Source organism: Streptomyces gossypii, assembly GCF_025165795.1.
GTDB classification, from domain to species: Bacteria; Actinomycetota; Actinomycetes; order Streptomycetales; family Streptomycetaceae; genus Streptomyces; species Streptomyces gossypii.
This window is the reverse complement of the sequence record NZ_JAJAGO010000026.1, coordinates 1-24,687: the sequence shown is the minus strand read 5'-3', so window position 1 is coordinate 24,687 and position 24,687 is coordinate 1. Positions and strand designations below refer to the sequence as shown.

The window sequence follows — 24,687 nt, the reverse complement described above, 5'->3', positions numbered from 1 at the left end:
TCATCCGGGCGGGCGTGGAGGTGAGCAGGGCGGCGGGTGCCGCAGGCGTCCACCACGGCATGGCGTGCACCGAGCGGTACTTCCGCTGAGCGCACCCGTCCGAGGAGGGCACGGCCTTGACGACTTCTCAGTTCCCCCGCGACGGCGCGGGGGAAGGCGATCAGCCTCGCCACGCACCCGCCCGGGCCCTGGGGCCTGCTCCGACGACGGGAAACCCGGAACAGGCCCAGGCGCCTTCCCTGCTCGACGGCGGGCCCGCCCCGGCCCTGGAGCTGTCCGGGCTCGGCGACGCCCTGGTCAGGGCGGCTCGCGCGCAGGATTCAGGAACCCTGTGCTGGGTGGGGTCCGGGGGCCGCACGGAGACCTTCGGGTACCCGCGGCTGCTGGGGGACGCCCGCCGGATGCTCGCCGCGCTGCGGGCGGCGGGCGCCGTACCCGGGGAGAAGATCATCCTGCAGATCGGCGACGCCCCGCAGGCACTCGCGGCGTTCTGGGCGTGCGTGCTCGGCGGCTTCCTCCCGCTGCCGGTGGCGGCGCACAAGGGTGCGGAGGGCAGCGGGGAGGCCGCCGATCTGCTGCACCGGGTCTGGTGCGGGTACGGCCGCCCTCGGGTGATCACCGGCGAGGGGCAGGAGATCGCTCCCGCCACGGCTGCCGACCCCCGCTGGAGCGCGGCCGGTCTGGGCGAGGCGGGCGCCCTCCTGGCGCACCCGCCCGACCGGGCCCACCACCGTCCGGATCTCGACGACCCGGCCCTGCTGCTGCTGACCTCCGGTTCCACGGGCGTGCCCAAGGCCGTGGTGCTCAGCCACCGCAACATGCTCAGCCGCAGCGCGGCCGACATCCGGTCCAATGGCCTGAGCCGGGCCTCGCGGACGGTCAACTGGATGCCCCTGGACCATGTCGGCGGACTCGTGATGTTCCATGTGCGCGATGTGGTGCTGGGCTGCCACCAGGTGCATGTCCGCACCGACCGCGTTCTCCAGGATCCACTGCGCTGGCTCGAGGTGATCGACCAGCACCGGGCCGACACCACCTGGGCGCCCGGCTTCGCCTTCCGCCTCGTCACTGAACAGGCCGCCCGGCTCCACGGAAGGCGCTGGGACCTGAGCTGTCTGCGCGCCGTCATGAACGGCGGCGAGCCCGTCCGCGCCCCGGTGGTCCGCGCGTTCCTCGGCCTGCTCGCGCCCTACGGACTGCCAAGGACAGCGATGCGCCCCGGGTGGGGGATGTCCGAGACCTCGGGCGGTGTGGCCGACTGCGAGTTCACCGCCGCCGCCGCCGCGGGAGCGGAGCGGTACGTATCCGTCGGCCGCCCGCAGCCCGGCACCGCCGTCCGCGTCGTCGACGGTGCGGACGCGGTGGTGGAGCAGGGCACCACGGGCCGTCTCCAGGTCACCGGAGCCAGCGTGACCGGGGGCTACCACGGCCGCAGGCGGAACGACCGGCGCGACTTCACCCCCGACGGCTGGTTACGCACCGGCGACCTCGGTTTCGTACGCGACGGCCTGCTCACCGTCACCGGACGGGCCGACGACACGATCCGGCTCGGCGGGGCGACGTACCACGGGCACGAGATCGAGGCGGCCGTCGAGCAACTCGGCTGTGTCGAGCCGACCTTCACGGTGGCCGGGCCGGTGGGTGCACCCGGCGGCGAGGAGCTTGCCGTCTTCTTCCACCCGCGCTCCGGTGACACCGCTCCGGAGGACGCCGCCGAGGCGGTGCGGGCGCACATCCGGCGGTGCTTCGGTGCCGAGGTGCGTCATGTCGTCCCGGTCGGCCGGGAGGACGTCCCCAAGACGGGGATCGGGAAGCTGCGCAGGGCCCGCATGCGGCAGCGCTTCGAACGGGACCAGGCTGACAACGGAGGTTCTTCCATGGCACCGGCTTCGACACCGCCCCCTTCGGCCCGGCAGGCACAGCCGGCGTCCACGATCGACTTCTGGTTCGACTACACCTGCCCGTTCAGTCTGCTGGCGCGGCATGTCGTGGCCGAGGCGACGGAGGGGACCAGGGCGCGGATGGTGTGGCACCCCTTCGAGTTGCGGCCGGAGGGCCTGGCCGGACCCGCCTTCTCGCAGGAGGTGTGGGAGAACGCGGTGCTCCCGCTGGCCCGGCGGGTGGGGGTGGAGATCGACAGCCGTCCGCCCGCTCCGGTGCCGGTCACCCGGCTGGCGTTCCAGGGGCTCCAGTACGCGCTGGAGTCGGGCTCGGAGGACGGCTACTGCGACAGCGTCTTCAGCGCCTACTTCGCCGAGCACCAGGACATCGCGGACATCGCGACGCTGACGGACATCGCCCGGGAGGCGGGCCTCGATCCGGAGGACTTCCGCTCGCAGGCGGTGTCACTCCGGCTGGCCGACCGGCACCGGGCCGCGCTGGAGCGCTCGGAGGCGGCCGTGAAGATCATTCCGACGATGGTGGTCGGGGCCCGCCGGATCGAGGGTGTGCCCAGCCGTGAGCAGATCGCCAGGCTGGTGGGGGACTGAGGAGTGGGTGTCTGAGGCGCGGGTTTCTGAGGGGCGGGCGACTGCCCGGCAGGCGCAGCGGCGACGCCCGGCTTCAGCGCTCCAGCTGCGTCAGGGCGTCGCCCAGCAGGCGGCTGAGCTGCTCCGCGAGGCCGTCGGGAAGCCGCTGGAGCAGCCGTTCGTGTCCGGCGTCCACGGCGTCGGTGACCGTCTGTGCCAGTCGGCTGCCCTCCTCGGTGAGCTGCACCCAACTGCTGCGCCCGTCCGTCGAGTTGGCCTCCCGGATGAGATAGCCGGAGGCCGCGAGCCTGCGGACGATGTTGCTGGTGCCGCCGGACGAGAGGCGGCAGGCGGCGGCCAGTTCGCTGGGTGTCAGGCGGCCTCTCGCCTGGTGCAGGGAGTGCAGTACGTCCACGTCGGCGCGGGTGAGTCCGGAGGCGGCGGCGGCCTTCTCGGCAGCGGCGTCCATGACCGCGGCGAGCTGGACCGTCTGCCGTGCCAGGAGCTGCGCGGTGCCGGGCGGCTGCGGGAGGTGGCTCTTCGTCGTCATGGGACCAGCATGCACGGCCGAAGGCGGTCCCCGCTAGAAAAGCTTTCAAAAAAGCTATCGCGATTCGGTATCTCTGCTACTGTTGCTTTCGGTAAAGCTTTCTGGAAACCCAGTCCTTGCTGCCCGCCGGTCGCGGCGGGTGGTGCCCGGGGGGATGGCATGGCGATTCAGCAGCGAGCGGAGCGGACCAGGGCGAGCATCCTGCGGGCCGCAGCACGGGTGTTCGACAGTCAGGGATATGAGCGCGCGTCACTCGCGCGGATCGGGAGGGAGGCCGAGGTGACCACGGGAGCGCTGACGTTCCACTTCGAGACCAAGGCCGATCTCGCCGAGGGCGTGCGAGGTCAGGCGCGGGAGGTGACCGGCCAGGCGATCCGGATCGCCGACGGCGCCGGTGAGTCGGCCGTACGGAAGCTGGTGGCCGTCACCCACGAGCTGACCCTGCTGTTCGCGACGGACGAGGTGGCGCGGGCCGGTGAGCGGCTGGCCAGGGAGCTGGGGTCGGGTGAGGGTATCGCCTCCGAGTGTCCGTGGCGGCGCGAGGTGGCCCGGCTGGTCAGGTCCGCTGCCGAGGAGGGCACGCTGCGCTCCGGTGCGGACGCCACCGCCGTGGCCGCCCTGATCACCTATGTGGTCACCGGCGTGGAGCTGGCGACGCGGCGGCCAGGCACTCCGGCAGGCGAACCGTGGCTGGGTGAGACCGGCGCGCTGGACGGATCGGCGCCGGAACGGCTGGAGCGGATCTGGCGGCTCATCCTCCCCGCCCTGGAGTCCTGATGGGCGACAGCTTCTCAGGCGCCGGCTGCCGGTTCGAGCAGCCGCAGCGCCGTCCGCTCCAGAGCCCGCTCGACGCGCTCGGCGGAGAGGCCGAGGGTCTGGCGCTGGAACTGGTAGAGCTCCGGAGCCAGCGGACCGAGCAGGATGTCGATGACCGCGTCGGGATCCGGGAACCGGGCGTCCCTCAGCAGGGTGCGCACATGGACGCGCCAGAAGCCGTACGCGCCGGTGGCGAAGCGGGCGGATCCGGTCTCCGCGCCCAGCGCCAGCGGCAGATGGTGCTCCAGCAGGTCAACGGCCGCCCGGTAGAAGGCGGCAAGCCGCTCGGCGGCGGGGGCGCCCGGACCGAGCGGCGGCGGCCCGTACACCAGCTGCCCCTGCAGTCGGGCCTCGTGCTCGTCGAGCAGGGCCACCGCGACCGAGGAGATGTCGGGGAAGCGCCGGTAGAGCGTGGCGCGCCCGACTCCCGCGGCCTTCGCGAGCCGGCCCATGGTGACCGTGCGCGGATCCTGCTCGCTGAACAGCCGCTCGGCGGCGGCGAGGATCTGCGAGCGGTTCCGCACCGCGTCCGCGCGCTGGCCCGGCCTCGCGGCTGCGCCGCCGTCCGCGCCGTTGTCCGTGTCGTGGCCTGGGCGGGTGACTGCCTGGAGGTCGCCGAGTGCGTGGTCCGTACGTGCCGGGGGCCCGCTCGCGGGCCGCCCTTCATGGAGCGTGGCCGGCTGTCCGCGGTGGTGCTCGTCGCCGTTGCTCATGTGTCGACCCTACTTTCCGGAACAACAAACGGACAGCTTGTCCGTTTGACCTCTTCATGCCTATGCTAAGTGGACACAGTGTCCACTTGCCCGTTCGAGGAGAATCCCATGCACACCGCGCTTCTCGCCGTGGCCCTCCTGGTCGGCTGCCTGCTCGCCGTCCAGGCCTCGGTGAACCTCCAGCTGAACACCGCCGTCGGCACCCCCTACGGCGCCTCGACCATCCAACTGGGAGTGGCCACCGGGCTGTTGACGGCACTGGCAGTGGCTGCCGGCGCCTTAGGCGCGCTCGACAAGCTCCCCGACGTGGAGACTTGGCACCTGCTGGGCGGGCTGGCCAGTCCCCTCTACATCACCAGCGGCATACTGCTGATCCCCCGGCTCGGTGCTCTCGCGACGATCGGCCTCTTCGTGACCGGGCAGATGTTCTGCTCGCTCGTGCTCGACCTGTTCGGCCTCTTCGGTCTCGACAAGCAGGCGCTCAACCCCGGCATCGTGCTCGGCGCGCTCGCCGTGCTGGCCGGCATCGTTGTGATCATCAAGGGCCCGAAGGCCGCCGCGGTGCCCGGCGCCGCCAAGATCTCCCCGATGGGCCGGGTCGGCTGGTACACGCTGGCGCTCGTGGCGGGCGCGGCGCTGCCGGTCCAGGGAGCGGTCAACGCCGAGCTGCGCAAGGAACTCGACTCGCCGCTGACCGTCGCCGTGATCAGCTTCGCCGTCGCCACCCTCACCATCGCAGTCGTCCTGCTGGTGCTCTACGCGACGAGCCGCACCCCGAAGCCCAAGGTGGCACCGCTCGGCAAGATGCCGTGGTGGGGCTGGCTGGGCGGCGCCTGCGCCGCCGCGTACGTCACGGGGACCTTCCTGCTCATCCCCGCCATCGGCGCGGCCGTGACCATCGCCCTGACCGCCACCGGGCAGCAGCTGACCTCCGCGCTGATCGACCACCGCGGACTCTTCCGGCTGCCCCAGCGCGCCCTGACCAGCCGCCGCCTGACGGGCCTGAGCCTGCTGCTCGTCGGCTCCGTCACCATCCAGTTCGTGTGAGCGACCGCCGACAGGGAAGGGCGCACGATGACAGAGACCTACCGCGCGGGGCCCGATCTCCACGTCCTCGCCTCCCGCCTGCCGATACCCGGCCTGGGCGACCAGCCGACACACGCCTTCCTGCAGCGGTCCGGCGAACCGCTCCTCGTCGACACCGGCATGCCGGTGGACCGCGAGGGGTTCCTCGACGCCCTGTGGTCGCTCGTGGACCCTCGCGAACTGCGCTGGATCGTGGTCACCCATGACGACCGGGACCACACCGGATCCCTGATGTCAGTCCTGGACGCCGCGCCGCAGGCGAAGCTCCTCACCAACGCGATCACCCTCACCCGCCTCTCCGAGGAATTCGGAATTCCCCGGGAAAGGGTGGTGACGGTGAATCCGGGGCACCGAATAGAAGCGGGCGGCCGCGAACTGAGTTTCTATCGCCCGCCCACCTTCGACAGCCCGGGCACCCTCGCGGTGTTCGACCACCTGGACGGCACGCTCTTCAGCTCCGACAGCTTCGGCACCGTGCTCCCGTCCATCGGCAGACATATCTCCGACATACCCGAGGAGGAGTTCTTCGAGGGATTCGACATCCTCAACCGCGCGATAGCCCCGTGGACCGCCGTCGCCGATCCCCGGAAGTTCGGGCAGGCCGTGCGGACGCTCGCCGGCCTGTCGCCCGCCCGGCTGCTGAGTGCCCACGGGCCGACGGTGGACCAGGCCGGCGGGCGGATCGACGCACTCTTCGCGGCGATGGCCCGCATCCCCGGCCTGCCGTCCTGGCTGCCCGGCGCCGACCTCGACCTGGAGGCGGCCCTGGACGCCCACGAGGCGGCGGCCGCCGCCGTCCCGGCAACCGGCTGAACACCCCGGACCCAGCTGAAATGACCGCCCCCGCACACCACGCCTCCCGGCATTAGGAGAACCTCGTGACCGACACCTCCCCGACCTCCGCGAACCCGGCCTCCGCGGACCTGACCCCCGCGCAAGGCACCGTCATCGTCTTCTCCGACATCTGGTGCTCCTTCGCGCACATCGCCGTGCAGCGCCTGCACGCCACCCGGGCCCGGCTCGGCCTGGAGGGCCGCGTCGGCTTCGACCTGCGCGCCTTCCCGCTGGAGATGCTCAACGACGCACCCAGCCCGCGCCCCGGCACCGACAGTGAGGTGGCCAGGATGGCAAGCCTCGAGCCGGCTGCGGGCTGGCAGCTGTGGCAGTCCAAGGACTGGCTCTACCCCTCCACCACCCTGCCCGCGCTGGAGGCCGTGCTGGCGGCCAAGGAGCAGAGCCGCACGGCGTCCGAGCAGCTCGACCTCGGCCTGCGCAAGGCGTTCTGGGCCGAATCGCGGTGCATCAGCCACCGCAAGGTGATCCTGGACGTCGCCGAGAGCACGGGTGTGATCGACGCCAGGGCGCTCGCCGAAGCCCTGGACGACGGCCGGGCCCGCAGCGCGCTCTCCGAGCAGACCGCGCTCTCCAGGACGGACCGGGTCAGCTGCAGCCCGCACCTGTTCCTGCCGGACGGCAGCGACCACGCGAACCCCGGCATCGACGTGCGCTGGGAGGGCTCGTACGGCATCGGCTGGCCCGTCATCGACTCCGACGACCCGAAGGTCTATGAGGACCTGCTGCTGCGGGCCGCCGTGTAATACGCAGGGCGGACACGCCGCGCGAAAGGCATTCCACCGCGGTGGAATGCCTTTTTGCGTGTGCTGTCATTCGGAGTGGCCAACTGCGGAAAGATAGCGGTGATAATTGATTGTGCAATCCGCCCGTGATTCGCTCCCGGTGCTTTCCTGTCTATGGTTTTCGTAGTGACCGGGTGAACATCACCCGCAGAAAACCACCAGGAGGAATTCCATGACCGCAGACGTCAGCACCTTCGTGGACCTCACCCAGCACGAGATCGAGGCCCTCAAGACCCGTTTCAACCTCGCCGACGCCCACACGCACCAGCGCCAGTCCGAGACCCAGCAGAAGATCGTGGCCAGCCTTCCCGCCCTCTGGCTGGAGTCCGAGGAGAAGCAGCAGGCCCACTTCGAGGAGCAGTTCCTCGACGCGTTCTTCCGCCTCCACCAGCAGCCCACCGCCCGTGAGATGGGCCGCACGATGCTCTCGTACTCCGCAAGCGTCGCCACCATGGTCGCCGGCATGTACCTCAAGCAGCGCGGGCTCTCGGTCGCCCTCATCGAGCCCTGCTTCGACAACCTCGTCGACCTGCTGCGCAACATGCAGGTCCCGATCTCGGCGTTCCCCGAGCACACCCTGCACCGGACCGAGGAGATCTATGACCAGCTGGCCGAGCACGTCGACGCCGACGCCATCTACCTGGTCGACCCGAACAACCCGACCGGCTTCACCCTGCTCGCCCAGCAGCTGGAGGGCTTCAGCGAGGTCATCCGTTACTGCGTGGACCACGACAAGGTCCTCGTCATGGACTTCTGCTTCGCCTCCTTCGCCCTGTGCGACGAGGAGATGGGCCGGGTCGACATCTACAAGCTGCTGGAGGAGTCCGGCGTCACCTACATGGTGATGGAGGACACCGGCAAGACCTGGCCCATCCAGGACGCGAAGGCCGCCATGATCACCCCCAGCCGGGACATCCACAAGGAGGTCTACGACCTCCACACAAGCGTCCTGCTCAACGTCTCCCCGTTCGTCCTCAACATGGTCAGCCACTACATCGAGGACTCGATCGCCGACGGTTTCGGCTCCGTCCGCGACATCATCACCACCAACTCCGCGGCCGCCCGCGAGGCCCTGAGCGGCACCATCCTGGAGTTCCAGGAGCCCGTCGTCGGCACCAGCGTCGCCTGGTTCCGGATCAAGGACGAAGCGCTCACCTCCACCGAACTGCAGGCCGTCCTCTTCGAAGAGGAGGTCTACGTGTTATCCGGCACCTTCTTCTACTGGAAGCACCGCGAGGAGGGAGAGCACTACATCCGCCTGGCCCTGGCCCGGGAGCCCGAGATCTTCGCCGGAGCCATGGAGCGCATGAACAAGGTGGTCGAGCGCTATGCGCGCTGAACCGTACATCGACGCCACCCTGTTCATGGGGATGCACAGCAAGGACGACGCGGTCCGCCTCGCGGCCAAGGCCTTCTTCACCGGCCACCTCGACGGCAGCGTGCGGCTCAGCTGGGAACAGGTCGGCCGCTGCGACGACCTGGTCTGGGGCTTCAGCCGCGCCGAGCAGGACGCCTACTACCCGTTCATGGACGTCCTCCACACCGACATGGACATCGTCCGCACCGGCTACGACGAGACCGATGTCCGCCGGGCCTTCACCGCCCCCGAACTGGCGGCCCTGCCCGCCCACGAGCGCCTGCTGCTCGCCCAGGTGATCAACCACGGCGGCACCCTGCACACCGCCAGCCCCCGCCTCACCCACCGGACCGACCTTCCCGTCGCGCCGCTCACCGCACCACCCGCCGAGACCGCGTTCCCCGAAAGCCTGGAACGCCTCTACCGCGACTCCCTGATGCTCACCGTGGCATCCCGAGAACTCTGAGGAGCACAGATGTACACCGGTACGATCGTCCCGCTGATCACCCCCCTCGACGAGGACCGCCGCGTCGCCGAGAAGAGCGTCGCCCGGCTCGTCGACCACATCCGCCACGACGTCACCGCGCTGATGCCCGCCCTCACCTCGGGCGAAGGCTGGAGGCTCACCGAGCAGCAGTGGCACGACATCGTCGCCCACACCGTGCGCCACTCCCACGGGCTCCCGGTCCTGGCGGGCATCCAGCTCCCCGACACCGCCTCGGTCATCGAACGGGCCCGCACCGCCGCCGGCCTCGGCGCCGCCGCCGTCGTCGTCACCACACCCTTCGGCGCGAGCGTCACCCAGGAGGACATCCTCGGCCACTACCGGGCCCTGCGCGCCGCCACACCCGTCCCCGTCTTCCTCTACAACGAGGAGGCGCTCTCCGGAAACCGCATCGAGTACGAAACCCTCCAGCGCGTGTGCGAACTCCCCGGCATCGTCGGCATCAAGGAGTCCAGCGGCGACCCCGCCTTCACCCGCCGGATGGCCGCCGCGGGCACCGGAATCCCCGTCTTCGAAGGCTGGGAGAACCTCCTCGCCGAGGCCACCGGTGTGGACGGCTTCATCGGCCCGCTCGCCAACCTCGAACCCGCCCTGTGCAACGACATGCTCGCCGACCCCACCGCCGCGCGGCAGCAGGAGATCAACACCGTCTGCGAGCGCCACGGGGTCTTCCGCGACGACTGGTACCGCTGGGTCAAGAAGGAGCTGCGCATCCGAGGCGTCATCGACTCCGACACGATATGCGAGGAGCCGTCATGACGGCCCTGACGCTCGGCGCCCAGCGCACACTGCACGATCTGTACCGCCGAGTGCCCGATGCCGGGGGCTATGCCGCGATGATCGCCATCGAGGACGAGTGGATCAACCCCCTCGCCCGCGCGTACGAGGAGAGTGCGCCGGCCTTCGGCTCCAGTCGCGAACTGCTCCAGGCGCTCAAGGAGTTCCTCGCCGAGGAGGAGGCCGCCACCGCGAACGACGAGGACGCCGTCTTCCTCGGGGAGCAGGCGACCCTCGATCAGTTCAAGGTGGTCGTCGAGCAGTTCGCCCTCGACGGGCTCACCGAATCCGAATCCCTGCTGCCCGTCGTGCCGCGGCTTCCCTACCGCTCGGGCATGGCCGTCTTCCGCGTCCTCATCGACGAACTCGGCTGCGGCAACGACGACAAGTCCCACTCCCAGCTCTACCGCGACCTGCTCACCGAACTGGGCATGACCACCGACCTGGAGGCGTACCTGGACGTCACGGCACCGGAGAACTACGCCTACGTCAACATGTTCCACTGGCTCGCCAGCCGGGCCCCTGAGCCCGAGTACTTCCTCGGCGCCTACACCTACTTCGAATCCAGCGTGCTCTACGGCTTCAAGCCGCACGCCCAGGCCGCCAAGCGCCTCGGCATCGCCCACGGCGCCTACTACACCGAGCACCTCTACATCGACACGTACCACAGCGCGCACATGCGGAACGCGATCCGGACACTGGAGGAGCCCGACCTCGCGAAGGTCTGGGCAGGCGTACGACTCACCAGCGACATCGTCGGCAGCGCCAACGCGACCGCCACCGCAAAGGCGAGGGAGGTCGGCACATGACCACCGAAGACACCCCCTCCGCCGTACACCAGGTGACCGAAGACCTCGTGCTCGTCGACGTCGCCGGCCGCCGGGTCCTCGCCGCCGCCCACTGCCCGCACCGCGCCGGGAAGCTCAAGTTCGGCCATGTGGACGCGGCGAGACTGCGCATCAGGTGCCCGCTGCACCACGCGACCTTCGACCTCGACAGCGGCGAGCGCGTGTCGGGCCCCGCCTGCGACCCGCTGCGCATCTTCGCGGTACTCCCGGAGACCCCGCTCAACTCCTCGGCCCTCGAAGCACTCACCGGCGCCCAGCCCGCCGCGGGCACCAAGGACGACCCGTCGGCCAAGGCCGCCCTCACCGCGGCCGCCCCCGTCGACCCCCCCGACGACCCCGGCGGCGGCACCACCGCAGCCGCCAACACCGCAGTGGAAGCGACGTCATGACGGTCACTTCGCCCGGGTCGGCGCCCAGCGCGGCGCCGCCCCGGGCGGCCGGGCCCGCCGAGGCCACGGCCGTCGACGGCATCGCCCCCATCCCCGACGCACAGCGCACCTCCACCCCCGGCGACTTCGGCTGGATCTGGCCCTCCGCGCAGTTCTCCTTCGGCACCGTCGTACTCGGCGCGCTCCCCGTCGTCTTCGGCCTCGGCTGGTGGGCCTCCGCCACCGCGATCGCCGCCGGAGTCGCCGCGGGCACCGCGCTGCTGGCCCCGCTCGCCCGGCTCGGAGCACGCACCGGCACCAACGACCCGGTGTCCAGCGGCGCCCACTTCGGCGTACGCGGACGCGTCATCGGCAACCTCATCACCGTCGTCACCGCACTCGGCTTCTTCTCCATCGCCGTCTGGACCGGCGGCACGGCCGTCATGGTCGCCGGACACCGGATACTCGCCACCCCCACGGGGCCCACCGCCCTCACCGTCGCGATGCTCATCACCGCCGCCGCCGTCGTGCTGGTCGCCGTACGAGGACACGACGCGCTGGTGCGCACCTACCGGATCACGGCCCTGGCGGGCGGAGCGGTGCTCGCGGGCGTCGTCCTCGTGCTGGCCCCGCAGTTCGACCCCGGTTACGCGGGCGGCGACCTCGTGCTGGACAGCGCCCTGCACACCTGGCTGCTGGCCGCCACCGCCTCGGCCTCCGTCCCGCTCTCCTACGCGACCTTCCAGGGCGACTACACCCGCTACATGCCCGCACACACCCGAGCGCGCCGGCTGGTCTGGAACAGCGGCACCGCGATGTTCCTCAGCAGCCTGACCGCCCTGCTGACCGGCGCCTATGTCACCACCCTCTTCCCCGTCCCCGACGCGCCCTGGCTCCAGGGGCTCACCGACGCGACACCCGGCGCCTTCGCGGTCGTGGTGGTGCTGTTCGGATTCGCGGGCACCCTGCCCCAGGGCGCCCTGTGCCTCTACGCGGCCGGCCTCTCCGCCAACTCGGTGTTCTGGCGGGCCTCCAGGGCCCACGTCACCGCCGCCGTCTCCGTCCTCGCCCTCGCCGTGCTCTACCTGGGTGCGGTGGTCTACGAGGCGATGGACACCATGTCTGCCTTCGTCACCCTGCTGCTCACCGTCGTCGCCCCCTGGGCGGCCGTCCTCACCGTCGGCCTCTCCGCCCAGCGCGGCCCCTATGTGGCGAGGGACCTGCGGACCTTCACCGAGCAGGGGGGCGGCCGGTACTGGTACACGCACGGATTCAACCCGCGGGCCGTCACCGCCTTCGCGGTGGGCTCCGCCGTCGGTGTCCTGTGGGTCAACAACCCTTTGTTCACGGGCCCGTTGGCGACGCTCACCGGCGGAGTCGACCTGAGCCTGCCCGCCTCGTTCGTGACAGCCGCAGCCCTGTACGCCCTGCTGCGCCGCCTGTGGCCGGAGCCGTCATCTCCGTCCGCCCGCTGAGGGGAACCCCGATGAACGGCACACTCTCCGCCCATGAACTGCCCGCCCGTGAACTGCTCGTCCGTGAAACCCGGCAGGAAGCCGACGGCGTGCTCGGACTCGTCCTCGCCGACCCCGCGGGCGCCCACCTGGACCCGTGGGAGCCCGGCGCCCACCTGGAAGTGATGCTGCCCTCGGGCCGCATCCGGCACTACTCGCTCAGCGGCGACCCCGCCGACCGCACCCACTACCGCCTCGGCATCCTCCGCGAGCCGTCCGGCCGAGGCGGTTCCGAGGAGCTCCACACCACCCCGCTCGCCGGGCAACGCCTGCGCGTACGCGGCCCCCGCAACCACTTTCCGCTGGTCGCCGCCGAACGCTATGTCTTCCTCGCCGGGGGCATCGGCATCACCCCGCTGCTCCCGATGGTCCGGCAGCTGGCCACGGCGTCCGGCTCTCCGCCCTGGTCCCTGCTCTACGGGGGAAGAACACTCGCCTCCATGGCCTACCGGGACGAGGCCGCCCGGCTCCCCGGCGAGCAGGTGACCCTCGTACCGCAGGACACGGACGGACACCCCGACCTCGACAAGGCACTGGCGAACCTCGCTCCCGGCACCGCCGTCTACGCCTGCGGGCCCGGCGCGCTCCTGCAGGCGGTCGAGGAACGCTGCGCCCGACTGCTGCCGCCGGGCGCCCTCCACCTGGAACGCTTCAGCGGCACCGCCGCGACGCCGGAGGCGCCGGAGGCGTCGCGCCCGCCGAACGCACCGGAGTCCGACGGCGCCTTCGACGTCAGGCTCGGCAGGTCCGGGCGCACGCTCAGGGTGCCCTCGGACCGGACCCTGCTCGACGTGGTGCGGGACGCCGAGCCCGACGTCGCCTTCTCCTGCGAGGAGGGCTGGTGCGGCACCTGCGAGACGAAGGTGCTGGAAGGCGTGCCCGAGCACAACGACACGGTCCTCACCGACGCCGAGCGGGAAGCCGGAACGACGATGATGATCTGCGTGGGCCGGTCGAAACAGAGTCTCCTCGCCCTCGACCTGTGACCCGCCGTGCACCAGGTCGTCAAGGGCTGTCCCGTGATCCACCAGGGATCACGGGACAGCCCTTAGTCTGGCCGTATGAGCCCGAATCCCTCCGACAGTCCGCGAAATCGCTGGTCCGACCTGGAGAGGCCACCGCTCGGCGCTGCCTCGCTGCGCCGGGCGCTGGTGCGGGCCGACGGGCTGTGGAGCTCGCTGGAGGTCGTGCAGTCGCTCGGCTCCACCAACACGGAACTGGCTGAGCGCGCCCGCCTCGGTGCCGCGCGCGAGGGTTCCGTCCTCATCGCGGAGGAGCAGACGGCCGGGCGCGGACGCCTGGAGCGTCGCTGGACGGCACCCGCACGCTCGGGCCTCTTCTTCTCCGTCCTCCTCGAACCGGATCCGCCCATGCGGCGCTGGAGCTGGCTGCCGCTGCTCGCCGGAGTCGCGGCGGCGAGCGCGCTGGCCCGTACGGCGGGCGTGGACATGGCGCTGAAGTGGCCCAACGACCTCCTCGCCGACGTCGACGGTGAGGAACGCAAGATCGGCGGCATCCTCGCCGAGCGGACGGGCGAGCATTCCGTCGTCCTGGGCCTCGGCCTCAACGTCTCCCTCCGCGCCGACGAACTGCCCACCACCGGCGCGGGCTCGCTCGCCCTCGCCGGAGCGTCGGCCACCGACCGTGACCCCCTGCTGCGTGCGGTGCTCCGCTCGCTGGAGGACTGGTACGGACGCTGGAGCGCCGCCGACGGCGACCCGTCCGCCAGCCGCCTCCAGGAGGCGTACGCTGCCGGCTGCGCGACGCTCGGCCGCACCGTACGGGCGGAGCTGCCCGGACGCGGCGAGCTGCGCGGCGAGGCGGTCGCGGTCGACGGCGAGGGGCGGCTCGTACTCGCCACCCCGGAGGGCGTGCAGCGGCCGATCGGCGCGGGCGACATCGTGCACCTGCGCCCGGCGGAGTGACCGTGGCGCAGTGGTTCGGCAGAGGTGCGGCAGAGGCGAAGCGGCGGCGGAGTGACGGGTGGGGCGACCGGGCGGGTTGAAGGGCAGAGGCGGCGGCCAGGGTGCGAGTGAGCTGGCGCACACCTGCCGTATTGTTGGCATTCAGCACACAGGGAAACAGAACGGAAGGGCAGTGCAGAGGGACGATCGGACCTGGCAGGGGGCGGGCAGTGGCCATCGGTGAACCGGACACTCCCGAGAACGCGGACCCCTCCGAAGAGCCCCCCACCCCTCGCGACGGCAGCCCGGAGGACGACCCCAGCGCCCTGCGCATCGAGGAGCTGATCCTCGGGTCGCCACGGCAGTACACCCCGTTCCAGGCGGCGCGCGCCGCCGGTGTGCCGATGGAGCTCGCCTCCCGCTTCTGGCGGGCCATGGGCTTCGCCGACGTCGGCCAGGCACGCGCGCTCACCGAGGCGGACGTGCTGGCGCTGCGGCGCCTCGCCGGCCTGGTCGAGGCGGGGCTGCTCAGCGAGACGATGGCCGTGCAGGTCGCCCGCTCGACGGGCCAGACGACGGCGCGGCTCGCCGACTGGCAGATCGACTCCTTCCTGGAGGGCCTCACCGACCCGCCGGAGCCGGGCATGACCCGGAACGAAGTCACCTATCCGCTGGTGCAGCTGCTGCTGCCGGAGCTGGAGGAGTTCCTCGTCTACGTCTGGCGGCGTCAGCTGGCGGCGGCCACCGGGCGGGTCGTGCAGACCCAGGACGACGACGAGATGGTCGACCGGCGGCAGGCGATCGGCTTCGCCGACCTGGTCGGCTTCACCCGTCTGACCCGGCGGCTGGAGGACGAGGAGCTGGGCGAGCTGGTCGAGGCCTTCGAGACCACCGCCGCCGATCTGGTCGCCGCCCACGGCGGGCGGCTGATCAAGGCCCTCGGCGACGAGGTGCTCTATGTCGCCGAGGACGCGGGCACGGCGGCGGAGATCGGCCTCCGCATGATCGAGACCATGGCCAACGACGAGACGATGCCGGAACTGCGGGTCGGCATCGCCTTCGGCACCATGACGACGCGGATGGGCGACGTCTTCGGCAACACGGTGAACCTCGCCAGCAGGCTGACGTCGATAGCGCCCAAGGACACGGTCCTGGTCGACGGCGCCTTCCGGGCGGAACTCACCGGGGCGGGCGACGCACCGGAGTCCGAGAAGGAGAGCGAGGACGACCTCGCGGGCTTCCGTTTCGCCCTCCAGCCCCTCTACCAGCGCCCGGTGCGCGGCCTGGGCATCGTCGAACCCTGGCTCCTCGGCCGCCGTTCGTAGCGCGCTGCCGCGAGGCGCGCGGGAGCGTGGCGGATCACGGCCGCCAGGTGGCCGTAATCCGCCACGCTTGCTTTCCGGACCGGCGCCTCGGCGGAGCGGACCGCGCCACCGACGAGGCGGGGTGGCCCCCGGCCGCGGGATGTGCTCGGCTGTGGGCCCGGCCCGGCCGGTGCCCGCCGCCCCCGCACGACGACGACGCGCTTGGAGACCCGCGATGCCTCTGCCCCGCGCCTTTCGCAGGATCGACCGCTTCGTGAACCCTGTCATGAGGCCCGTGGCCCGCCGTCTGCCGCCCTTCGCCGTGGTCGAGCACACCGGCCGCCGCAGCGGCAAGGCGTACCGGAACCCGGTGCAGGCGTACCGGACCGACCGTGGCTGGGTCATCGCCCTGGTGTACGGGAAGGACGCCGACTGGGTCCGGAACGTACTCGCCGCCGGAGGCGGGCAGTTGATCCGGCGCGGCCGTCACCACCGCCTCACCGAGCCCCGGCGCCTGCACGGCAGCGCGGGCCGCCGCCTGCTGCCCCGCTGGTCGCGCGCCGCCATGGGGCTCGCACGAGTGCAGGACTACATCGAGGTCACGTCCGTCGAAGCCCCGGGCGAATAGGCCGGAGCGAGCGAAAGCGGACCGACAGTGGAGCGACAGCGCCGCTCGGCACAGTGGTGCCACACCACACAAGGGGCCCACGGCCCCGCCCGCGGAGCAAGGAGCCTTCACATGCCGGAGAACGAGAACGCCTACGAAGGGGAAGAGGGCGCCGCCGTCGCGGTGATCGGGCTCGGGCAGATGGGGGCACGCCTCGCCGAGGCGTTCCTCGCCGCCGGGTTTGCGACGACCGTGTGGAACCGTACCGCCGCCAAGGCCGACGCCCTGGTGGCACGGGGCGCCGTCCGCGCGGGCACTCCGACCGAAGCAGCCGAGGCCGCCGCGCTCGTCGTGGTCTGCCTGCCGGACTACGACACCGTGCGGGAACTGCTGGCACCGGTGGAACGCAGCCTGCGCGGCCGGGTGCTGGTGAACCTCACCTCCGGCACCCCGGATTCCGCCCGCACGATGTCCGAGCGGGTCACCGCGCTCGGCGCGGACTACCTGGACGGCGCGGCGATGAGCGGCACCCGGCTGGTGGGGCGGCCCGAGGCGCTGTTCGTCTTCAGCGGTTCCGGCGAGGCGTTCCGCACACACCGGCCGGTTCTGGCGAGCCTGGGCAATCCCGTGCACCTCGGTGGCGAACCGGGACTGGCCGCCGTGTACGACACCGCGCTGTTCGGCCTGGCCTGGGGCGCGTTGGCGGGTTTCTACCACGCGGTCGCACTGGCGGGCGCGGAAGGCGTCGACCCGGCCGCCTTCGCTGAGGTGGCGGCCGGTCACATGCCCTTCGTCACCTCGCTGATGACCGACCACGCCCGCCAGATCGGGGACGGCGAGTACCCGGACGCCGACGGCACCGTGGCGGTGCATGCGGCGGCGATGGCACATCTCGCCGACACGAGCCGCGCGCTCGGCGTCCACACGGACGTGCCGGACTTGGCCCGCCTCCTGCTGGAGCGCGCGAACCTCGCCGGGCACGGCGCCGACGGCATCGCGAGCGTCGTGGAGACGCTCAGCAAGCGGCGCGGGGCTGCCCGCCCTTAGAGCCGCTAACAGAATGGGCGGTCGGCTTGCGGCGTCTGGCACGCGCGCTCGCCGCGTTGTCGGAGTCGTCCATGTACGCCCAGTACGAGGACGATCCTCCGCCTTGCGAGCGCACGCACCAGACGCCGCAAGCTGATCGACCGCCCATTCTGTCAGGGGCTCTCAGAGAAGGGGTGCGAGGGCCTCCCGGAGGTCGTCGGGGTGGCGGTAGTGGAGGGCGGTCATGCCCGTCTCGCGGGCGGCGGTGGCGTTGGCCGCCGTGTCGTCGATGAACAGGCAGCGGTGGAGCGGGGCGCCGACTCGTTCGGCGGCGATGCGGTAGACGCGGGGCTCGGGCTTCGCGACGCCGATGCGGGCGGTGTTCACGACGGTGTGCGCGAGGCCGCCCAGCCCGTGCAGCCCGAGGTCGCGCTCCAGGCGGGTTGTCGCGTTGGAGACCAGGGCGAGCGTCACGATCTCGCGCACTCCGGTCAGCAGGGACACCACCTCCTGATCCACCGGGGGCACCAGCGCGGACCAGGCGGCGACCAGGCGCTCCGCACGCTCCGCCGAGCCGTGTGCCCCGGCGATGTCCGAGGTCACCGCGGCGCGCCACTGCGCGTCGGATACCTCTCCGGTGATCGCGGGATGCAGCCGGGGCGGGGCGAAGGCGGCGGCTGCGAGTGTTCCGGCGGGGAACCCGTGGGCGCGGTCGAGTTCCGCCGCGTCCGGCCAGTGCCGGAGGACTCCGTCGATGTCGCACAGCACCGCGTCGAAGGGAAGGTCGGGCACGGTCAGCTCCTTGGTCGGTGCGCGCTTCCGGAAGGGTGTGCCCGTCCGACGTCCGGAGGTTCACCTCAAAGGTGCGGGGAACCCGGACGTCCACGTGGCTGCGGGAGCGGGAGGGCGTGGCCCGCTCGGCGCGGTGGAGCGTGCGTACGGGATGATGCCGCACAGCGAACACGTGAGCGAGCGTTAACGGGAGTGTGGGATGACGCGTTACGGCGAGTGGGTCGAGGTCAGATTCGGTGCGGCGGGCGGGGCCGGCGGGGAGGGCGGGCCCCATGTCGCGGAGCTGGTGCTGGACCGGCCCCAGGCGATGAACGCCATCTCGACGGAGATGGCCCGCTGCCTCGGTGAGGCGTGCGCGGACCTCGCGGAGAACCGGGCGGTGCGCGCCGTGGTGGTCAGCTCCACCAGCGATCGGGCCTTCTGCGTCGGCGCGGACCTCAAGGAGCGCAACTCCTTCACGGACGACGAACTGGCCAGCCAGCGCCCGTACACGCGGGCCGCCTACGCCGGGGTGCTCGAGCTGCCCGTGCCCACCATCGCGGCCGTGCACGGCTACGCGCTCGGCGGCGGCTTCGAGATCGCGCTCTCCTGCGATCTGATCGTGGCCGATCCGACGGCGGTGGTCGGGTTGCCGGAGGTGTCGGTCGGCGTGATCCCCGGCGGCGGCGGTACGCAGCTGCTGCCGCGTCGGGTCGGTACCGCGCGGGCCGCCGAGCTGATCTTCACGGCTCGCCGCGTGGACGGGCCGGTGGCGCACTCACTCGGGCTCATCGACCAGCTCGCTTCGATTGGCCAGGACCGTGCGGAGGCGCTGGCACTGGCCGCGCGGATCGCCGCGCACTCGCCGGTCGGCCTGCGGGCGGCCAAGCGGGCGCTGCGTGCGGGCTGGGGCGTGGAGCTGCGGGCCGGTCTGGAGGTGGAGGACCAGGCGTGGCACGAGGTCGCCTTCTCCGGGGACCGTGCGGAGGGTGTGGCCGCCTTCAACGAGAAGCGCGAGCCGCAGTGGCCGGGGGAGTAGGGGGCGGCGACCGGAACAAGATCACCGGCCGTCACCGTTGACGGGGCATATGACGGTGAACGCTTCTAACCTGGGCGGTATGGCAGAGGACGCGCGGCTGCGCGCGGTCGTGGAGCTGGCGCAGGCCATGGCGGCGGCGCACACACCCCTGGAGGCCGCGCGCGCTGCCGCCGAGGGCGCGCGCGAGGCGATGGGCGGATCGTTCGCGGCCGTCTCCGTGTGGGAGCGGGAGCGCGGCATGCTGCGGGTGCTGGTCAACGTCGGGGTGCTGGCCGAGGGCGAGGAGGCGTATCCGGCGGACGAGTCCTATCCGGTGCACGACTTCCCGGAGATCACCGAGTTCCTGCACGAGCGCTGGGCGGGCGGCGGCGAGCCGCACGCCTGGGTGGCGACGGCGCGGGGAGCGGAACCGGCCGATGCCGCGCGGCGTGCGGCCGGGCGGGCAGGCGGCCGGGTGGCCGCGCTGCGCCGCCGGGGGCGTGGCAGCTGCGCGGTGGCGCCGATCGTGCTGCACGGCAGGGCCTGGGGTGAGCTGTACGTCGCCCGTGAGGTGGACGCGCCGGTCTTCGGCCGCGAGGACGCGGGTTTCGCCACCGTGCTCGCCGCGATCATCGCCGCCGGGATCGCGCAGAACGAGCGGCTGGAGGAGGTGCGGCGGCTGGCCTTCACCGATCCGCTGACCGGCCTGGCCAACCGCAGGGCCGTGGACGCCAGGCTGGAGGAGGGCGTGGAGCGGCACCGGGCGGACGGCACGGTGGTCAGCCTGCTGGTCTGCGACATCAATGGCCTGAAGCGGGTGAACGACGCCCATGGCCACGACGCGGGCGACCGTCTGCTGGAACGCTTCGGCTCGGTGCTGTCGCTGTGCGGCGCGATACTTCCGGGTGCGCTGGCGGCCCGGCTGGGCGGGGACGAGTTCTGCCTGGTCGCTGTCGGGCCGAGCGCCGACGAGGTGGTCCGTACGGCGGACGAGGTGTGCCGCAGGGCCGGGCAGCTGGAGATGGGGGAGGGGGTGGCCTGCGGTGTCGCCTCGACGGGCGATGCGGTCGGGTCGGTGCGCTCGGCACGCAGGCTGTTCCGGCTGGCGGACGCGGCGCAGTACCGTGCGAAGGCCGCGCGTGCGGAGAAACCCGTGGTCGCGGGGCGGGACGGCGGCCGGGAGGATTCGGTGATCCGGCTGGCCGACGCCCCCGCCAAGCCGGGCGGGGACCGGCGCCGCTTCCGGGGCGAGCACCCTTGAGGAATCGTTCCTCCTGGCCGTGCCGCCAGGAGCCTCGAAAGGCGCCGGGGTCGGCTGGGGAGCCGGCCCCGGGCAGGAGAGGCCCGCTCGTGACAGATTGCGATTCACTCTCTAGGGTGCCTGAATATGAATATGCACACAGTGGTGGTGGAGACGTCCGGAACCAGCGCCGAGGACGTACTGGCGGTCGCCCGGGACGCGGCCCGTGTCGAGCTGTCCCAGAAGACCGTGGCCGCCATCGCCGCCGCGCGCGGATTCGTCGAGGACCTGGCTGCCAAGCCCGAGCCCGTCTACGGGATCTCGACCGGCTTCGGCGCCCTCGCCGTACGGCACATCAGCCCCGGACTGCGCGCCCAGCTCCAGCGCAACATCGTGCGCTCCCACGCCGCCGGGATGGGGCCGCGCGTCGAGCGCGAAGTGGTGCGCGCGCTGATGTTCCTGCGCCTGAAGACCGTCGCCTCGGGCCACACCGGTGTGCGCCCCGAGGTCGCCCAGACGATGGCCGACGTGCTCAACGCGGGCATCACCCCCGTCGTCCACGAGTACGGCTCCCTCGGCTGCTCCGGTGACCTCGCACCGCTCTCGCACTGCGCGCTGACGCTGATCGGCGAGGGAGACGCGGAGGGCCCGGACGGCACCGTGGCCCCGGCGGGCGAGCTGCTCGCCGCGCACGGCATCGCCCCCGTCGAGCTGCGCGAGAAGGAGGGACTGGCCCTCCTCAACGGCACCGACGGCATGCTCGGCATGCTGCTGATGGCCTGCGCCGACCTCGCCCGCCTCCTCACCTCCGCCGACATCACCGCCGCACTCACCCTGGAGGGCCTGCTCGGCACCGACCGGGTGCTCGCCCCCGAACTGCACGCGATCCGCCCGCATCCCGGCCAGGCGGCCAGCGCCGCGAACATGCGCAAGGTGCTGGCGGGCTCCACACTCACCGGCCACCTCCAGGACGACGCGCCCCGCGTCCAGGACGCCTACTCGGTGCGCTGCGCCCCGCAGGTCGCGGGCGCCGTCCGGGACACCCTCGCGCACGCCCGTACGGTCGCCGACCGCGAGTTGGCGGCGGCCGTGGACAACCCGGTGGTGCTGTCCGACGGGCGGATCGAATCCAACGGCAACTTCCACGGCGCGCCTGTGGGTTACGTGCTGGACTTCCTCGCCATCGCCGCCGCCGACCTCGGCTCCATCACCGAGCGCCGCACCGACCGGCTGCTGGACAAGAACCGTTCACACGGCCTGCCGCCCTTCCTGGCTCACGACGCAGGCGTCGACTCCGGACTGATGATCGCGCAGTACACCCAGGCGGCGCTCGTGCATGAACTGAAGCGGCTCGCCGTGCCGTCGTCGGTGGACTCCATCCCCTCCTCCGCGATGCAGGAGGACCATGTGTCGATGGGCTGGTCCGCCGCCCGCAAGCTGCGTACGGCCGTGGACGGGCTCACCCGGATCGTCGCGATCGAGCTGTACGCCGCCGCACGCGCCGTCGAACTGCGCGCGTCGGACGGCGCCCGGCCCGCTCCGGCGTCCCGTGCCGTCCTCGCGGCGGCGCGCGACGCAGGCGTACGAGGGGCGGGCGAGGACCGGTTCCTGGCGCCGGACATGGCGGCGGCGGAGGACTTCGTACGCGGTGGCGGGCTGGTCGCGGCCGCCGAGTCGGTCACCGGGCCGCTCAGCTGATTCGGCGCCGGTGCCGAGTCAGCTGCGCGACGCGGGGGAGGCGGGCTGAGAGACGGGGCGGGAGCGGGCGCGGGTCAGGAGCACGCCGCCCGCGGCGGCGGCTCCGGCCAGTCCGAGGCCGCCGAGGAGGTAGCCGCTGACGCCGGACCCGTCGTCCTCGGCGACGGCGATGGCGGATCCCGCACGCAGTTCGTCCTCCGTGTGCGGCCCGCCCGTCGACTCGGCGTGCGAGCCGTTCGGGCCGTTCGGGGAGGTGGCGGCCACGGTCTGGGTCTCAGGTGCGGGTGCCCCCTCCCCGGTGGGGCCCGCGGAGGGGACGAACCACACGGCGAACAGCGCCCCTCCTGCGACGGCGGCCGTTATCAGTGGCCGACGGTGTGCACGGGCAGGGAAGGATGCGGGCACGGGTGCTCCCTTTGGTGCTGGTGGTGCGGCTGGTGCCGGAGCTGGTGTCGTGCTGGTGCGGTCCGGGTGCTGCGAACCGGTTGTGCGAGGGCCGATGCTAACGACTTGTGCGGGTCGCGGGAAAGGTGTGGAGCCCGCTCGGCATACCCTCCGTGCCATGAGCGCTGACGCTGCACCGACCGGAACCCCACAGGTCCGGCTCCGGGTGGAACTCGTTGTCGAGATCGCCGATCCCGCCGTCCTCACCACTGCCGCGCTCGAGCACCTCGCGGGTGCCGAACGGGAGGCGGAGGGCGTCGACCTCCGCTCGGCGCGGAGCGGCCTCGCCGCCGACACCGACGCCGTCGCCACCGATCCGGCGGAAGCGCTCTCCTATCTGGTCGACCCGTTCGACCTGGTCAAGGACGTGCCGGGAGTGCAGCTGGCGCAGGCGAGCTGGGGGAGCGAGCAGATCGAGCCGGGTGCGCACGAGGACGGTGACTGGCTCGACGAGGTGTAGCCGGACAGGGGCTGGGCAGGACGGATGGGGCGACGGCGGCGCGGGGGCCGAGCCGGCCTGACAGGGTCGGGCAATCACGATCAGGTGTCGTGTCCCACAGTTTCCCTCCGGGTGGAACGGATCACAGCGGCGGCGCGTGTACATAGGTATAGCTGGGATACGCTTGTCCGGTTTCCGCCGGTACGGGATCGTACGCAGCGATGGTGGTTCGGGGAGTCTTGGCTTCAGCAAGCAGATGGAGAAGCGTGTGATGACGGTGGGGAAGCATCGCAAAGGCATAGCGGCGGTGGCTGTGCTGTTGAGCGGTGTGCTGACGCTGACGGCCTGCGGCGGCGACGACGAGGGTGGCAGCGGAAGCGGCGACAAGGGCAAGGACAAGTCGTCGGACTCGCAGAGCAAGGCCGACAAGGCCGCCGCCGACGAAGCGTCCGAGGCTCGAATATCCATTAAGCCGAAGGACGGCAGCGACACCGCCAGTATCAACACCGGCGGCAAGGTCACGGTGAGCAAGGGCAAGCTGACCGAGGTCGCCATGGTCGCCGAGCAGTCCGGCACGGCGGTCGAAGGCGCGATCGCCGCCGACGGCAAGTCCTGGAAGCCCGCCGCAGCGCTTGAGCGGGCGACGAAGTACGAGGTCAAGGCTGTCGCCAAGGACTCCGACGGCCGTGAGGCACACGAGGTGTCCACCTTCACCACGGTCTCTCCGGAGAACAGCTTCATCGGCTACTTCACTCCGGACGACGGCAAGACCGTCGGCGTGGGCATGCCCGTCTCGATCAACTTCGACAAGCCGGTCAGCGACAAGAAGGCCGTGCAGTCGGCGATCAAGGTGAACAGCAGCAGCGGCCAGAAGGTCGTCGGCCACTGGTTCAGCGCGACGCGACTCGACTTCCGGCCCGAGGAGTACTGGAAGGCCGGATCGAAGGTCACCGTCGATCTGAACCTGGACGGAGTCGACGCCTCCAACGGCGTCACCGGCGTGCAGGACAAGAAGGTCACCTTCAACGTCGGCCACGCGCAGGTGAGCACGGTCGACGTGAAGAGCAAGAAGATGACGGTCGTGCGGGACGGCAAGACGATCAAGACCATCCCGATCTCCGCGGGCAGCGCGGAGAACCCGACGTACAACGGCGAGATGGTGATCTCCGAGAAGTTCAAGGAGACCCGGATGGACGGCTCGACCGTGGGCTTCACGGACAAGGAGGGCAAGGGGGAGTACGACATCAAGGACGTGCCGCACGCGATGCGCCTCTCCACCTCCGGCACCTTCATCCACGGCAACTACTGGGGTTCCGACGGCATCTTCGGCTCCGCGAACACCAGCCACGGCTGTGTCGGGCTGAACGACGCCAAGGGCGCGGGCGACCCGAAGCAGGACGGCGCCTGGTTCTACGAGAACTCGATGCTCGGTGACGTCGTCGTCGTCAAGAACTCGCCGGACGACACGATCAAGGCGGACAACGGCCTCAACGGCTGGAACATGTCGTGGGACAAGTGGCAGGGCGGCTCGGCGGTCTGACCGTCGCAGGCTGACAGGCACCACGCGCAGGACGCGCACCAGGGCGGGGCACGGGAG

Annotated in this window: 25 protein-coding genes; 21 read left to right on the top strand and 4 right to left on the bottom strand. The window is 71.6% G+C overall.

Annotated features, from left to right (window positions below; all coding sequences use genetic code 11):
- The first annotated feature begins 116 nt into the window (after positions 1-116).
- Positions 117-2,489 (top strand): AMP-binding protein, encoded by a 2,373-nt coding sequence (locus tag LHJ74_RS33330; protein ID WP_260222083.1) that lies wholly within the window; start codon positions 117-119, stop codon positions 2,487-2,489.
- A 73-nt stretch (positions 2,490-2,562) separates the two neighbouring features.
- Here the strand turns inward: LHJ74_RS33330 and LHJ74_RS33325 are convergent, their stop codons facing one another.
- On the bottom strand, positions 2,563-3,018 hold the full coding sequence (locus tag LHJ74_RS33325; RefSeq protein ID WP_260222082.1) for a MarR family winged helix-turn-helix transcriptional regulator: 456 nt from the start codon (positions 3,016-3,018) through the stop codon (positions 2,563-2,565).
- 159 nt (positions 3,019-3,177) lie between these two features.
- Between LHJ74_RS33325 and LHJ74_RS33320 the strand changes: the two genes are divergently transcribed.
- On the top strand, positions 3,178-3,795 hold the full coding sequence (locus LHJ74_RS33320; RefSeq protein ID WP_260222080.1) for a TetR family transcriptional regulator: 618 nt from the start codon (positions 3,178-3,180) through the stop codon (positions 3,793-3,795).
- Between the two features lie 14 nt (positions 3,796-3,809).
- Here LHJ74_RS33320 and LHJ74_RS33315 read toward each other — a convergent pair whose 3' ends face one another.
- Complete coding sequence (locus LHJ74_RS33315; RefSeq protein ID WP_311203380.1) at positions 3,810-4,547, bottom strand: TetR/AcrR family transcriptional regulator; 738 nt, start codon at positions 4,545-4,547, stop codon at positions 3,810-3,812.
- Positions 4,548-4,655: 108 nt separating this feature from the next.
- Between LHJ74_RS33315 and LHJ74_RS33310 the strand changes: the two genes are divergently transcribed.
- The 14 genes from LHJ74_RS33310 (at position 4,656) to LHJ74_RS33245 (ending at position 17,501) form a co-directional block, all read left to right on the top strand.
- Positions 4,656-5,594 carry a DMT family transporter gene (locus tag LHJ74_RS33310; RefSeq protein WP_260222079.1) on the top strand — a complete coding sequence of 313 codons (939 nt, stop codon included), beginning with the start codon at positions 4,656-4,658 and terminating at the stop codon, positions 5,592-5,594.
- 27 nt (positions 5,595-5,621) lie between these two features.
- On the top strand, positions 5,622-6,446 hold the full coding sequence (locus LHJ74_RS33305) for an oxygen-binding di-iron domain-containing protein (protein ID WP_260222078.1): 825 nt from the start codon (positions 5,622-5,624) through the stop codon (positions 6,444-6,446).
- A 65-nt stretch (positions 6,447-6,511) separates the two neighbouring features.
- On the top strand, positions 6,512-7,231 hold the full coding sequence (locus tag LHJ74_RS33300; protein WP_260222077.1) for a DsbA family oxidoreductase: 720 nt from the start codon (positions 6,512-6,514) through the stop codon (positions 7,229-7,231).
- A 211-nt stretch (positions 7,232-7,442) separates the two neighbouring features.
- Positions 7,443-8,609 (top strand): aminotransferase class I/II-fold pyridoxal phosphate-dependent enzyme, encoded by a 1,167-nt coding sequence (locus LHJ74_RS33295; protein ID WP_260222076.1) that lies wholly within the window; start codon positions 7,443-7,445, stop codon positions 8,607-8,609.
- Positions 8,599-9,093 (top strand): DUF6190 family protein, encoded by a 495-nt coding sequence (locus tag LHJ74_RS33290; protein ID WP_260222075.1) that lies wholly within the window; start codon positions 8,599-8,601, stop codon positions 9,091-9,093. The genes LHJ74_RS33295 and LHJ74_RS33290 overlap by 11 nt, the downstream gene beginning before the upstream one ends.
- Before the next feature lie 9 nt (positions 9,094-9,102).
- Positions 9,103-9,891 (top strand): dihydrodipicolinate synthase family protein, encoded by a 789-nt coding sequence (locus LHJ74_RS33285; protein WP_260222074.1) that lies wholly within the window; start codon positions 9,103-9,105, stop codon positions 9,889-9,891.
- Entirely contained in the window at positions 9,888-10,718 is an 831-nt protein-coding gene (locus tag LHJ74_RS33280; protein ID WP_260222073.1) for an iron-containing redox enzyme family protein, read from the top strand. Before LHJ74_RS33285 ends, LHJ74_RS33280 begins: the two co-directional genes overlap by 4 nt.
- Positions 10,715-11,146, top strand: a complete 432-nt coding sequence (locus LHJ74_RS33275) for a Rieske (2Fe-2S) protein (protein WP_260222071.1) — start codon at positions 10,715-10,717, stop codon at positions 11,144-11,146. The genes LHJ74_RS33280 and LHJ74_RS33275 overlap by 4 nt, the downstream gene beginning before the upstream one ends.
- On the top strand, positions 11,143-12,600 hold the full coding sequence (locus tag LHJ74_RS33270; protein WP_260222070.1) for a purine-cytosine permease family protein: 1,458 nt from the start codon (positions 11,143-11,145) through the stop codon (positions 12,598-12,600). The genes LHJ74_RS33275 and LHJ74_RS33270 overlap by 4 nt, the downstream gene beginning before the upstream one ends.
- Positions 12,601-12,611: 11 nt before the next feature.
- A complete protein-coding gene (locus tag LHJ74_RS33265) occupies positions 12,612-13,625 on the top strand; it encodes a PDR/VanB family oxidoreductase (protein WP_260222069.1) in 1,014 nt (337 codons plus the stop codon).
- A 75-nt stretch (positions 13,626-13,700) separates the two neighbouring features.
- The gene (locus LHJ74_RS33260) at positions 13,701-14,564 is read left to right on the top strand and encodes a biotin--[acetyl-CoA-carboxylase] ligase (protein ID WP_260222068.1); all 864 of its coding nucleotides are present in this window, start codon (positions 13,701-13,703) and stop codon (positions 14,562-14,564) included.
- Positions 14,565-14,773: 209 nt separating this feature from the next.
- Positions 14,774-15,868: an adenylate/guanylate cyclase domain-containing protein gene (locus LHJ74_RS33255; RefSeq protein WP_260222067.1), complete on the top strand. Its 1,095-nt coding sequence runs from the start codon at positions 14,774-14,776 to the stop codon at positions 15,866-15,868.
- Positions 15,869-16,121: 253 nt separating this feature from the next.
- Complete coding sequence (locus tag LHJ74_RS33250; RefSeq protein WP_260222066.1) at positions 16,122-16,475, top strand: nitroreductase family deazaflavin-dependent oxidoreductase; 354 nt, start codon at positions 16,122-16,124, stop codon at positions 16,473-16,475.
- Between the two features lie 111 nt (positions 16,476-16,586).
- Positions 16,587-17,501: an NAD(P)-dependent oxidoreductase gene (locus LHJ74_RS33245; RefSeq protein ID WP_260222065.1), complete on the top strand. Its 915-nt coding sequence runs from the start codon at positions 16,587-16,589 to the stop codon at positions 17,499-17,501.
- Between the two features lie 162 nt (positions 17,502-17,663).
- Here the strand turns inward: LHJ74_RS33245 and LHJ74_RS33240 are convergent, their stop codons facing one another.
- On the bottom strand, positions 17,664-18,272 hold the full coding sequence (locus LHJ74_RS33240) for an HAD-IA family hydrolase (RefSeq protein WP_260222064.1): 609 nt from the start codon (positions 18,270-18,272) through the stop codon (positions 17,664-17,666).
- Positions 18,273-18,471: 199 nt separating this feature from the next.
- Here LHJ74_RS33240 and LHJ74_RS33235 point away from each other — a divergent pair, with 199 nt between their 5' ends.
- From LHJ74_RS33235 to hutH, 3 genes are all read left to right on the top strand, one after another.
- Positions 18,472-19,290: an enoyl-CoA hydratase/isomerase family protein gene (locus LHJ74_RS33235; protein WP_260222063.1), complete on the top strand. Its 819-nt coding sequence runs from the start codon at positions 18,472-18,474 to the stop codon at positions 19,288-19,290.
- Positions 19,291-19,369: 79 nt separating this feature from the next.
- Positions 19,370-20,530, top strand: a complete 1,161-nt coding sequence (locus LHJ74_RS33230) for a GGDEF domain-containing protein (RefSeq protein WP_260222062.1) — start codon at positions 19,370-19,372, stop codon at positions 20,528-20,530.
- A gap of 132 nt (positions 20,531-20,662) precedes the next feature.
- Positions 20,663-22,207, top strand: coding sequence for a histidine ammonia-lyase (gene hutH / locus LHJ74_RS33225; RefSeq protein WP_260222098.1), 1,545 nt, complete (start codon positions 20,663-20,665; stop codon positions 22,205-22,207).
- A gap of 18 nt (positions 22,208-22,225) precedes the next feature.
- Here hutH and LHJ74_RS33220 read toward each other — a convergent pair whose 3' ends face one another.
- Positions 22,226-22,612: a hypothetical protein gene (locus LHJ74_RS33220; protein WP_260222061.1), complete on the bottom strand. Its 387-nt coding sequence runs from the start codon at positions 22,610-22,612 to the stop codon at positions 22,226-22,228.
- 157 nt (positions 22,613-22,769) lie between these two features.
- On the opposite strand from LHJ74_RS33220, the gene LHJ74_RS33215 reads away from it, so the two are divergent.
- Together LHJ74_RS33215 and LHJ74_RS33210 are read left to right on the top strand one after the other, a co-directional pair.
- Entirely contained in the window at positions 22,770-23,111 is a 342-nt protein-coding gene (locus LHJ74_RS33215; RefSeq protein ID WP_260222060.1) for a hypothetical protein, read from the top strand.
- A 235-nt stretch (positions 23,112-23,346) separates the two neighbouring features.
- Positions 23,347-24,630: a L,D-transpeptidase gene (locus tag LHJ74_RS33210; protein WP_260222059.1), complete on the top strand. Its 1,284-nt coding sequence runs from the start codon at positions 23,347-23,349 to the stop codon at positions 24,628-24,630.
- The last annotated feature ends 57 nt before the right edge of the window (positions 24,631-24,687 follow it).

Excerpts from the sequence above, each read along its gene's own strand:
- hutH (WP_260222098.1), top strand. The coding sequence starts at position 20,663 with ATGCACACAGTGGTGGTGGAGACGTCCGGAACCAGCGCCGAGGACGTA.
- LHJ74_RS33295 (WP_260222076.1), top strand. The coding sequence starts at position 7,443 with ATGACCGCAGACGTCAGCACCTTCGTGGACCTCACCCAGCACGAGATC.
- LHJ74_RS33320 (WP_260222080.1), top strand. The coding sequence starts at position 3,178 with ATGGCGATTCAGCAGCGAGCGGAGCGGACCAGGGCGAGCATCCTGCGG.
- LHJ74_RS33325 (WP_260222082.1), bottom strand. The coding sequence starts at position 3,018 with ATGACGACGAAGAGCCACCTCCCGCAGCCGCCCGGCACCGCGCAGCTC.
- LHJ74_RS33315 (WP_311203380.1), bottom strand. The coding sequence starts at position 4,547 with ATGAGCAACGGCGACGAGCACCACCGCGGACAGCCGGCCACGCTCCAT.
- LHJ74_RS33270 (WP_260222070.1), top strand. The coding sequence starts at position 11,143 with ATGACGGTCACTTCGCCCGGGTCGGCGCCCAGCGCGGCGCCGCCCCGG.
- LHJ74_RS33310 (WP_260222079.1), top strand. The coding sequence starts at position 4,656 with ATGCACACCGCGCTTCTCGCCGTGGCCCTCCTGGTCGGCTGCCTGCTC.
- LHJ74_RS33215 (WP_260222060.1), top strand. The coding sequence starts at position 22,770 with ATGAGCGCTGACGCTGCACCGACCGGAACCCCACAGGTCCGGCTCCGG.
- LHJ74_RS33265 (WP_260222069.1), top strand. The coding sequence starts at position 12,612 with ATGAACGGCACACTCTCCGCCCATGAACTGCCCGCCCGTGAACTGCTC.
- LHJ74_RS33290 (WP_260222075.1), top strand. The coding sequence starts at position 8,599 with ATGCGCGCTGAACCGTACATCGACGCCACCCTGTTCATGGGGATGCAC.
- LHJ74_RS33285 (WP_260222074.1), top strand. The coding sequence starts at position 9,103 with ATGTACACCGGTACGATCGTCCCGCTGATCACCCCCCTCGACGAGGAC.
- LHJ74_RS33245 (WP_260222065.1), top strand. The coding sequence starts at position 16,587 with ATGCCGGAGAACGAGAACGCCTACGAAGGGGAAGAGGGCGCCGCCGTC.
- LHJ74_RS33305 (WP_260222078.1), top strand. The coding sequence starts at position 5,622 with ATGACAGAGACCTACCGCGCGGGGCCCGATCTCCACGTCCTCGCCTCC.
- LHJ74_RS33210 (WP_260222059.1), top strand. The coding sequence starts at position 23,347 with ATGGAGAAGCGTGTGATGACGGTGGGGAAGCATCGCAAAGGCATAGCG.
- LHJ74_RS33275 (WP_260222071.1), top strand. The coding sequence starts at position 10,715 with ATGACCACCGAAGACACCCCCTCCGCCGTACACCAGGTGACCGAAGAC.
- LHJ74_RS33280 (WP_260222073.1), top strand. The coding sequence starts at position 9,888 with ATGACGGCCCTGACGCTCGGCGCCCAGCGCACACTGCACGATCTGTAC.
- LHJ74_RS33235 (WP_260222063.1), top strand. The coding sequence starts at position 18,472 with ATGACGCGTTACGGCGAGTGGGTCGAGGTCAGATTCGGTGCGGCGGGC.
- LHJ74_RS33230 (WP_260222062.1), top strand. The coding sequence starts at position 19,370 with ATGGCAGAGGACGCGCGGCTGCGCGCGGTCGTGGAGCTGGCGCAGGCC.
- LHJ74_RS33260 (WP_260222068.1), top strand. The coding sequence starts at position 13,701 with ATGAGCCCGAATCCCTCCGACAGTCCGCGAAATCGCTGGTCCGACCTG.